The organism is Sphingomonas sp., from assembly GCF_031372575.1.
In the GTDB taxonomy this organism is placed as follows: Bacteria; Pseudomonadota; Alphaproteobacteria; order Sphingomonadales; family Sphingomonadaceae; genus Sphingomicrobium.
Genome location: NZ_JANMLM010000108.1, coordinates 1 through 10,044, shown reverse-complemented (window position 1 = coordinate 10,044; position 10,044 = coordinate 1). Strand labels below are relative to the sequence as shown.

Here is a 10,044-nt window from a genome sequence, read left to right as displayed (position 1 = left end):
GGTTCCCCGGACCAGAGTAGTGACCCTCAACGCCGCGCTCGGCCCGCTCGACTATCGTGTGCCCGAAGGCATGCAGGTCGAGCCGGGCAGCGTGGTCATCGCGCCGCTCGGACCGCGCCAGCTGATCGGCGTCGCATGGGACGCCGACCGCCTGAAGGTAGAGGAAATTGGCGACAACCGCCTCCGGCCACTGGCTGGCGTGGTCGATGTCCCGCCGATCCGCCCCGCGCTTCGCCGCCTCGCCGAATGGACCGCCGATTATTATTTGTCGCCGCTTGCCGCGGTGCTGCGGATGATCCTGCCGTCATCGTCGGCGCTCGCCGGGCCAAAGACGATGATCGAATATCGCCCGACCGGCACCGTGCCCACGCGCTCAACACCGCAGCGAAACCAGGCCCTTACCGCAATCGAGGGCCGCCAGGGCACCGTCCGCGAGCTCGCCACCCATGCCGACGTCTCCGATGCGGTGATGCGCGGCCTCGTCAATGCGGGCGCGCTCGAGCGGGTCGAGGTCGATGGCGATCATCCATTCCCATCCCCCGACCCGGACTTCGCCCCGCCGACGCTTAGCGACGAGCAACGCGCCGCCGCCGCAAGCCTCACCGCCGCGATTGGCCAAGGCTTCGATCCTGTCCTGCTCGATGGGGTAACCGGTTCGGGCAAGACCGAAGTCTATTTCGAGGCGATCGGCGCAGCGCTTCGCCAAGACTGTCAGATACTCGTTCTGCTCCCCGAAATCGCGCTGACCGAGCCGTTCCTGACCCGCTTCACCGCGCGCTTCGGCTGCGAGCCGGTGGCGTGGCACAGCGACCTGCGCTCCTCGCAGCGCAGGCGAGCCTGGCGCGCCTTGGCATCGGGCGAGGCAAAGGTTGTGGTCGGTGCTCGATCGGCTTTGTTCCTGCCCTACGCCAAGCTCGGGCTGATCGTCGTCGACGAGGCGCATGAGCCGAGCTTCAAGCAGGAGGAAGGCGTCCAATATCACGCCCGCGACGTCGCCGTGATGCGCGGGCATTTCGAGGAAATACCGGTCATCCTGGCCAGCGCCACCCCGGCGATCGAGACCCGCCACATGGTCGAGATCGGGCGCTATCGCGAATTGCTGCTGACCGAACGCCACGCCGGTGCCACGCTCCCAAAGATCCGTGCCATCGACCTGACGAAGGACCCGCCCCCGCGCGGCCGCTGGCTCGCGCCCACCCTCGTCGCCGAACTCGAAACCAACCTCGCCAACCGCGAGCAAAGTCTGTTGTTCCTCAACCGCCGCGGCTTCGCCCCGCTGACCCTGTGCCGGACTTGTGGACATCGCTTTCAGTGCCCCAATTGCACCGCGTGGATGGTCGAGCACCGGCTGATGCACCGCCTGGCCTGCCACCATTGCGGCCACGTCATGCCCCCGCCGCGCCTCTGCCCCGAATGCGGCGACGAAGATTCGCTGGTCGCCTGCGGCCCCGGGGTCGAACGCATCGCCGACGAGGTCGCGGCTTTATTTCCCGACGCGCGCACCGCGATCGTCACCAGCGACACGATCTGGTCCCCCGCCCGCGCCGCCGAGTTCGTCCGGGCGATGGACGCCCAGGAGATTGACATCGTCGTCGGCACGCAATTGGTCACCAAGGGCTATCACTTCCCTAATCTAACCCTGGTCGGGGTAGTCGATGCCGACCTCGGGCTGCAGGGCGGCGACTTGCGTGCGGCCGAGCGCAGCTTCCAGCAGATCCAGCAGGTCGCAGGCCGCGCCGGTCGCGGCGACAAGCCGGGGCGCGTGCTGGTCCAGACCCACGACCCCGACGCGCCGGTCATTGCCGCGCTGATCAGCGGCGACGGCCCCGGATTCTACGCCGCCGAAACCGACGCCCGGCGCGAGGCAGCAATGCCGCCGTTCGGTCGGCTCGCGGCAATCATCATTTCAAGCGAAGACAAGGAGGAGGCGGAGGCCACCGCACGACGCATCGGTCGCGCTGCCCCCGAGGTCGAGCATATGGCGGTGTTCGGCCCCGCCCCCGCCCCGCTCGCGATGCTGCGCGGCCGTCATCGCCAGCGTTTGCTGGTTCACGCGGCGCGCAAGCTCGATGTGCAGGACGTGATCCGCGATTGGCTAGGCGGGGTTGAGTGGGGGTCCAAGGTCCGCGTCGCGGTCGACGTCGACCCCTACAGCTTTTTGTGACGCCAATTTGCGCCGCACCCACCACGGCCGCACCAGATGGCCCGCGCGCGCTGCCCGAACCACCATCCACACCCCGGCCGCGGTCGCAATGACCAGCGCGATCACCGACGCTTCCAGACCGAACGCCCCGCCTGACAGCAGCTCCGGTCCCGACAGTCGGGCCTCGACCAGCCCGGTCCCGTCAATGCCCGACACTGGCACGTCGAAAATCTCGCCTTGCGTGAAATTCCACGACGCATGCAGCCCGATCGGCGCCCACAGGCTGCGGGTCAGCATATAGGCCCCGCCGAGCATGATCCCCGCCTCCACCGCGATCGCGAACGACGAGAAGTAAGTCGCATTGGGGTTGAAGATATGCGCCACCCCAAACAGCGCCGAGGTCAGCGCGAGCGCGAACCAGCTGCCGCCGAAATCCTCCAGATGGCGGAACAGGATGCCACGGAACAGCAATTCCTCCGTTACTCCGGGGATGATCCCGAACATCACCAGCACATATAGGATGCTGCGCGCGTCCCCCAGGCCGACGATTTTATAGACCCCGACCAGCGCCGCAACTAACGTCACCAGCGAGAATAGCAGTGCGCCGCCGCCCAGTCCCAGCGCCAGGTCGCGAACTCCATGCTCGCGCCGCAGATCGTCGCGCGGCTGCTCGCCCAGCTTGCAGATCGCCAGTTTGTAGACCGCAAGAACAATGCCGACCACCACCAGCCCGGCGATCATCTGCCGGCTCGCGTCAGGAATTCCCCAATGCGGCACTTGTTGGATGCCTTTGCCGGCCAGCCACACAGGCCCCGCCAGCAACGCCACTGCAATGACCATCGCGACCAGCGGAAAATCGGCAATCTTGCGCCAGGTCGGCTTGGCCAGTTGCGCCTGTTGCTCGATCGCCATCGCCATCCCCCCGAAAATCCAATGCCTCGCAAAGCCATTGCGCCGTGGCAACCCCGCGATTGACGAGCGATCCGTTTCCATCGATCAACTGCACCGCCGACTCATTGTCTTGAAAGTGCTTGTCTTGCGTCTCGCCCCGATTGCCATCCTGGCCGCCGCCATCGCCACGCCTACCTCTGCCGCGTGGCAGCGCGCGACTTCCACCCATTTCATCATTTACGCCGATCAGGACCCGGCCGGGCTCAGCGCCTTCGCGCAAAAGCTAGAGCGGTTCGACAAGGCCGTCCGGGTGACCCGCGCCATGGCCGATCCGCCGGTCGGTGACGGCAATCGCCTGACCGTGTTCGTCGTCGGCGGGCTGCTCGAGGTGCAGCGGCTGCAGCGCGGCGCCAATAATTTGACTGCGGGCTTTTATCGCACCCGCGCATCGGGTTCGATCGCCGTCGTCCCGCGCCGGATGTCACGCGATACCGTGCTCACCCCCGAGATCATCTTCTTCCACGAATATGCCCATCACCTGATGTTCCAGGAGCTGTCGGCACCCTATCCACCGTGGTTCGTCGAGGGGTTCGCCGAATTCATGTCGACGGCGGAGGTCAAGGCCGACGGGTCGGTCGGCCTCGGCGGCGCGCCGGTTCATCGCGCGCGGTCGCTTTACCAACGCGTCAATCCGCTGCCCTTCTCGTCGATGCTCGGTGCGCAGGCGCCAACCAGCGGGGACGAGCGCGCCGCGCTTTACGCGCGCGGCTGGCTGCTGGCGCATTATCTGACCTTTTCGCCAACCCGGCGCGGCCAGCTAGAAGCCTATCTGTCGGGCATCGCCGCCGGACGCCCGCCGCTCGATTCGGCGCGGGCGGCGTTTGGCGATCTCACCGCGCTGGAGCGTGATAGCGAGGCCTATCTCAAGGCCGACAAATTCCCCTTCCTGACCATCCCTGCCGCGCAGGTGCCGATTGCGCCGGTAAAGGTGGCGCCTGTATCGCCGGGCATGGCCGCGACAATGCCGCTGATGATGCGATTTCGCGCCGGAACCGACGGCAATGACCATGCCGGGCTTGCTGACCGGATCCGGGCTTCTGCAGCGCCGTTCCCGGCCGATCCGATGGTCCAGTCCTTGCTTGCCGAGGCCGAGCTTGCGGCCGCTGACCCGGTCGCGGCGGAAGCGGCGGCGGACCGCGCCCTCGCCGCACAGCCTGACCTGGTCGACGCGATGCTGACCAAGGGCCGCGCCATCCTGGCCCGCGCCGTTGCCAGAAAGCCGGGCGCCAGCTTTGTCGATGCCCGAAGCTGGTTCACCCGCGCCAACAAGGTTGATTCCGAAGATCCCGAGCCCTTGCTGTTGTTCTACGATGCCTATCGCCAGGAAAAGGTGCGGCCGACCGCCAACGCCATCGCCGCGCTCCACTATGCTGCCGATCTGGCACCGCAGGACCTAGGACTTCGGCTGACCAATGCGCGCCAATATCTGGTCGATGGCAAGCCGGTCGAAGCGCGCAAGGCGTTGGTCCCGCTCGCTTATTATTCGCACGGGGGCAAATTGAGCGACGAGGCGCGGCAACTGATCGGGTTGATCGATTCGGGGCAGGTCAAGGCCGCCACGATCGCTCCAGCAACCCAATAAAGTGTAACGATTTTGGATGTTTGGGAATCGCTTGCGGTAATTTTCGACTAGTTTAATGCGCTTCACGATTATTTTTTCCGGGGAGAATTGAAGTGCGTCTTGGGCTATATTTGAGCGCTGCTGCGGTCGCCATTGCCGCCCCGGCCTCGGCCGCATGGCAGCAGGCAACGTCAAAGCATTTCGTCATTTATGGCGACATGCCCGCCGCCGATATGCAGGCTTATGCGACCCGTCTGGAAACCTTCGATGCCGCCGCCCGCTTCATTCGCGCCATGCCCGATCCAAGCCTTGGTGACGGCAACCGGCTGCAGGTATTTCTGGTCAGCGATCTGAACGCGATCGGTCGCCTGGTCGGCTCCAACGATTATGGCATTGCCGGCTATTTCATGGGGCCGGTCACTGGCCCGGTTGCGGTCGTTCCCGAAAAGGTCCGGCAAAAAACGGCTGGCATGGCGAAGATGACTGGCGAAAATGTCTTCTTCCATGAATATACCCACTCGCTCCAGCTGCAGAATACCAACAAGCCGCTCCCGCAATGGCTGAGTGAAGGCTTTGCCGAATTCATGGGTAGCCCGATCTTCAATGCCGACGGATCGATTGGCATCGGTGCACCGCCGACCTATCGAGCTGCGGCATTGTTCAAGGGTCCACAGGTGCCGGTCGCCAATCTGCTTGGCAACAAGGCTGATCCCGATCTGGATCGGATGGCATTTTATACCCAAGGCTGGCTAATGACCCATTATCTGTCGCTCGAACCGAGCCGCAGGGGCCAGATCGATCGTTATGTTGCGGCGATCAACAATGGTACGCCGCCGCTCGACGCCGCGCGCGCCGCGTTCGGGGATATTGGCAGTCTCGAGAAGACCTTGCTCAGCTATCGCCGCCAAAAGCAGTTGCCATATCTCAAGATTGACGCGACCAAGCTGACGATCCAGCCGGTCACGGTGACGGAGATGAGCCCCGGCGCGCAGGAAGTGATGCAAAGCCGGATCCGCCTTAAGGCCGCCGCTGCCGACCCAGATTCGCAATTGTTGAACCGCATTCGGGCAGTCGCCAAAAACTATCCGGCCGATCCGATGGTACTGCGCACGCTTGCCGAGGCCGAGCTCAAACTCGAAAATTATGTTGAGGCGATCGCCGCCGCTGATCGCGCTGCTGCGGCTGATCCCAAGTCGGTCGAACCGCTTGTCATCAAGGGCGAAGCCATGCTCGAAATGGCCAAGAAGAATCGCGATGCCGGCACCTTCAAGCAGGCGCGCCAAACATTCCTCGCCGGCAATCGCCTCGACAAGGAAGACCCGCAGGCGCTTTATCTATACTACCGTACCTTCATCGACGAAGGCATTGCCGTGACCTCGGCGGCGCGCAACGCGGTTCATTATGCGGCGACGCTCTCCCCGCTCGATCCCGAGGTTCAGGTGCGGTCGACGATGCAATATATTCGCGATAACAAAATTGACGACGCCAAGGAGCGGATCGCGTCAATGGCCTTCAGCCCGCACAAGAATGAAGGTCAGAAGCTCGCCAAGTCGGTCTATGATTTGCTCGCCGCGAACAAGCGCGACGAAGCAATGGCGTTGGCCGAAAAGAAACTGGTCGAGTTCACCGAAAAGAAAAACAAGGGCTGATCGCCTAAAGATCGAACGCCGGCTGGCCGATGGTCACCCCCTCGGCCGCCAGCAGTTTGACCTTGTTCGCCAGTCCTCCGCCATAGCCGCCGAGCGATCCGTCCGATCGGATCACCCGGTGGCACGGCACCAGCACCGACACCGGGTTTGATCCATTAGCCGTCCCCACCGCGCGCACGGCACCAGGCTGGCCGACCGCTGCGGCAATATCGGCATAGCTGCGCGTCTGCCCAAGCGGGATCTTGCGCAATTCCTGCCACACTTTCTCCTGGAAAGCAGTGCCGTGGACATCGATCGGTAGTTCGGGCGCGGCCTCTGGCCGGTCGATCGCCAGCAACGCGCCCGCGACCCAGTTGGCGATCGTCCCGTCATCCTCAATGATCTCGGCGTTGGGGAATTTCCGGTGCAGCGCGCCTGCATCCTCGTTGAAGGTCAGCCGGCAAATCCCTTTGCCCGTCGCCGCGACCAGCAACGGCCCCAATCTGCTGTCGGTCACGACGTAGCGGATTGTTTCACCCCGCCCGCCATCGCGCCATGCCGAAGGGGTCATCCCCAGCCGCTCCTTGGCATCGGCGTAGAACCGGCTCGGCGCCGCATAGCCCGCATCGTACATCGCCTCGGTCACCGATTTGTCCTCCATCAGATGCGTTTGCGCTCGCTTGGCGCGAATGGCGCGGGCGTAAGCGGCGGGCGACACGCCCATGTTGCGGGTGAACAAGCGCTGGAAATGATGCGCTGCATAGCCCACCGCCGTGGCCAGCACGTCGAGCCGTACCGGTTCCTCCGCCGCCTCGATCAGGACGACCGCCTTGGCCACCGCTTCCCGATCGCGCCCCACCGCGTCGGGCCGACACCGCAAACAAGCGCGATACCCAGCCGCCCGAGCGCCTTCCGCATCGACGAAAAACTCGACATTTTCGCGCTTCGGCCGCCGCGCCGGGCAGCTTGGCTTGCAGTAAATCCGGGTAGTCTTCACCGCCCCGACCACGCGCCCGTCCCAGTCCCGGTCGCGCCGTTCGAAGGCGGCCCAGGCGGCATCCATAGTCTCGCCGGCGTCAATATTTCGCATCAACATGGACATACCATAGCCATCATCTCTAGCCACCGCTTCCCATGGCTTGCGATCAAAGTTTCCACGAGGGCGAACTCGACCAGCCCGACGTCCGCGATCTGCTCGCCTTGCATTTTGCCGAGATGCGGGCGGATTCGCCGCCGGAGGCTTGCCATGTGCTGCCGATCGACGGCCTTCGCTCACCCGCCATCCGCTTCTTCTCGCTGCGTGATGGCGACGGCGCGTTGCTCGGTGTCGGCGCCTTGAAGACGCTCGATCGTGCCCACGGCGAAATCAAGTCGATGCGCACCGCTCCGGCCGCGCTCGGGCTTGGCGTCGGCGGCGCATTGCTCGCGCATCTCACCGCCACCGCCCGGACGATGGGCCACACCCGTCTCAGCCTGGAAACCGGCACGACCCCGCTCTTCTCCGCCGCCAACCGCCTCTACCAGCGCGAAGGGTTCGAGCGGTGCGGCGCATTCGGCAACTATCCCGAAAGCTCCTTCACCGCTTTCTATTCCCGGGCGATCTAGTCGCGCTCGATCCGCGCCGCGAAGCAGCCATGAGCGGCGTTGTGCGCATCGATATAGGCTATCTCCGGCGCCACGAGCATTTCCCTGATGGTCGAGTCTGCAGTTCCAGGCAGCGCGAGCATGGCCTTGCGCAACATTCCGTCGCTATCAAAACCCCGCAACCCCAAAGGTCGCCCCTCGAACACCGGCGGGATCGAATCAACGTGGCTGGCCGCCGCGTCCGCCGCTTCGCGCACATAAATTGCATAACTCGATCGATAGGGGCTCGCGACGTCATGGCTGACGTGGTTGAGCAGGATTAAGGTCTCCCCCGGCTCGGCATCTTCCAAACTAATCCGGCACGGGTAGCCGGGCTTGGCAGTAGCGGTCACGCGGACTGCATTATGGCTGGCAAGCAATTCCTCGTCGGCACCGACAAGAAAGGTGAAGGCGGCGGGGTCGAGCCCCTTGATTGAATAGGTCATGGGTCACTTCTAGCCCCCTTGGCCCGCCACCGCTTCCCGCGGCTTGCGCCCAAAACTCCCCAACCCCGCCTTGCATCGAATCGCACCGCTTGCTAGTGGCGCGCCAACCCATGGGGCGCTCGCGATTCATGTCGCTGCGCCCCGTTCAATGCATGGGGCACAAATCTCTGTCTGGAGCTTATAGCGCGTGGAGAATTCCGGCGGCATTCAGGCCAGCTTAGCGGGGCGTTACGCAACCGCTCTGTTCGGCCTCGCCCGTGACGAACAACAGGTTGATGCAGTCGGCCGGAGCCTCGACTCGGTCGAGGCGGCAATGGCCGAATCGGCGGATTTCCGCGCGCTTGTCACCAGCCCGCTGGTTGGCCGTGCCGACGCCGGCAAGACGATCCGCGCTTTGGTCCCTGCGCTCGGGCTGGACTCGATCACCGGGCGCTTCCTCGGCGTGCTCGCCGACAATGGCCGGTTCAGCGAATTGAAGTCGGTCGTTCGCCTGTTCCGCGAGCTTGCGTCGGACGCGCGCGGTGAGACCAAGGCCGAAGTGACCTCCGCCCACCCGCTCGGCGATGACCAGATCGCCGCGCTCAAGACCAAATTGAAGGCCCGCGTCGGCCGCGATGTCACGATCGATGCCCGCGTCGACCCCTCACTTCTCGGCGGAATCGTCGTCCGGCTCGGAAGCCAGATGATCGACGCCTCGATCGCCACCAAATTGAACACTTTAGCTACAGCTATGAAAGGCTGAACATGGATATCCGCGCCGCTGAAATCTCCCGCGTCATTCGCGACCAGATCGCGAACTTCGACGCCGACGCACAAGTCTCGGAAGTCGGCAGCGTGCTGTCGGTCGGTGACGGCATCGCCCGCATCCACGGCCTCGACAATGTCCAGGCCGGCGAGATGGTCGAATTCGCCAATGGCGTGAAGGGCATGGCGCTCAACCTCGAGGCCGATAACGTCGGCGTCGTCATCTTCGGCTCGGATACCGGGATCACCGAAGGCTCGACCGCCAAGCGCACCGGCACCATTGTCGACGTGCCGATCGGCAAGGGCCTGCTTGGCCGCGTAGTCGACGCCTTGGGCAACCCGATCGACGGCAAGGGCCCGATCGTCACCGACCAGCGCAGCCGCGTCGAGGTGAAGGCACCGGGCATCATCCCACGCAAGTCGGTCCATGAGCCGGTCCAGACCGGCCTCAAGGCATTGGACGCGCTCGTTCCCGTCGGCCGCGGCCAGCGCGAATTGATCATCGGCGATCGCCAGACCGGCAAGACCGCTGTCGCCTTGGACACCTTCATCAACCAGAAGGCCGCCAACGCCGGCAAGGACGAGAGCCAGAAGCTCTACTGCATCTATGTCGCGATCGGGCAGAAGCGCTCGACCGTCGCCCAGATCGTCCGCGCGCTCGAGGAAAATGGCGCCATGGAATATACCATCGTCGTCGCCGCGACTGCATCCGAGCCGGCTCCTTTGCAGTTCCTCGCACCTTACACCGGCTGCGCGATGGGCGAATATTTCCGCGACAATGGCATGCACGCGGTGATCGTTTATGACGATCTGTCGAAGCAGGCCGTCGCCTATCGCCAGATGTCGCTGCTGCTGCGCCGCCCGCCGGGCCGCGAAGCTTACCCGGGCGACGTTTTCTATCTCCACTCACGCTTGCTCGAGCGCGCCGCCAAGATGAACGATGCCAAT

The 10,044-nt window shown here is 64.3% G+C and carries 9 protein-coding genes; 6 read left to right on the top strand and 3 right to left on the bottom strand.

Annotated features, from left to right (window positions below; all coding sequences use genetic code 11):
• The first annotated feature begins 19 nt into the window (after positions 1 to 19).
• The gene (locus tag RMN73_RS10650; RefSeq protein ID WP_309603305.1) at positions 20 to 2,164 is read left to right on the top strand and encodes a primosomal protein N'; all 2,145 of its coding nucleotides are present in this window, start codon (positions 20 to 22) and stop codon (positions 2,162 to 2,164) included.
• Here RMN73_RS10650 and RMN73_RS10645 read toward each other — a convergent pair.
• The gene (locus tag RMN73_RS10645) at positions 2,096 to 3,055 is read right to left on the bottom strand and encodes a CPBP family intramembrane glutamic endopeptidase (RefSeq protein ID WP_309603304.1); all 960 of its coding nucleotides are present in this window, start codon (positions 3,053 to 3,055) and stop codon (positions 2,096 to 2,098) included. The genes RMN73_RS10650 and RMN73_RS10645 overlap by 69 nt on opposite strands.
• A 115-nt stretch (positions 3,056 to 3,170) precedes the next feature.
• Here RMN73_RS10645 and RMN73_RS10640 point away from each other — a divergent pair, with 115 nt between their 5' ends.
• Positions 3,171 to 4,676: a hypothetical protein gene (locus RMN73_RS10640; RefSeq protein ID WP_309603303.1), complete on the top strand. Its 1,506-nt coding sequence runs from the start codon at positions 3,171 to 3,173 to the stop codon at positions 4,674 to 4,676.
• Positions 4,677 to 4,768: 92 nt separating this feature from the next.
• Entirely contained in the window at positions 4,769 to 6,304 is a 1,536-nt protein-coding gene (locus tag RMN73_RS10635) for a hypothetical protein (RefSeq protein WP_309603302.1), read from the top strand.
• 4 nt (positions 6,305 to 6,308) lie between these two features.
• Here RMN73_RS10635 and RMN73_RS10630 read toward each other — a convergent pair whose 3' ends face one another.
• Entirely contained in the window at positions 6,309 to 7,346 is a 1,038-nt protein-coding gene (locus tag RMN73_RS10630; RefSeq protein WP_309603301.1) for a methylated-DNA--[protein]-cysteine S-methyltransferase, read from the bottom strand.
• Positions 7,347 to 7,417: 71 nt separating this feature from the next.
• On the opposite strand from RMN73_RS10630, the gene RMN73_RS10625 reads away from it, so the two are divergent.
• Positions 7,418 to 7,888, top strand: a complete 471-nt coding sequence (locus RMN73_RS10625; RefSeq protein ID WP_309603300.1) for a GNAT family N-acetyltransferase — start codon at positions 7,418 to 7,420, stop codon at positions 7,886 to 7,888.
• Here RMN73_RS10625 and RMN73_RS10620 read toward each other — a convergent pair.
• Positions 7,885 to 8,352, bottom strand: coding sequence for a DUF1203 domain-containing protein (locus RMN73_RS10620; protein WP_309603299.1), 468 nt, complete (start codon positions 8,350 to 8,352; stop codon positions 7,885 to 7,887). The two genes, RMN73_RS10625 and RMN73_RS10620, sit on opposite strands and share 4 nt — an antisense overlap.
• Before the next feature lie 187 nt (positions 8,353 to 8,539).
• Between RMN73_RS10620 and RMN73_RS10615 the strand changes: the two genes are divergently transcribed.
• On the top strand, positions 8,540 to 9,094 hold the full coding sequence (locus RMN73_RS10615; protein WP_309603298.1) for a F0F1 ATP synthase subunit delta: 555 nt from the start codon (positions 8,540 to 8,542) through the stop codon (positions 9,092 to 9,094).
• Positions 9,095 to 9,096: 2 nt separating this feature from the next.
• Positions 9,097 to 10,044 (top strand): F0F1 ATP synthase subunit alpha (gene atpA / locus RMN73_RS10610; RefSeq protein ID WP_309603297.1); only part of this gene is annotated, 948 nt, incomplete at its 3' end.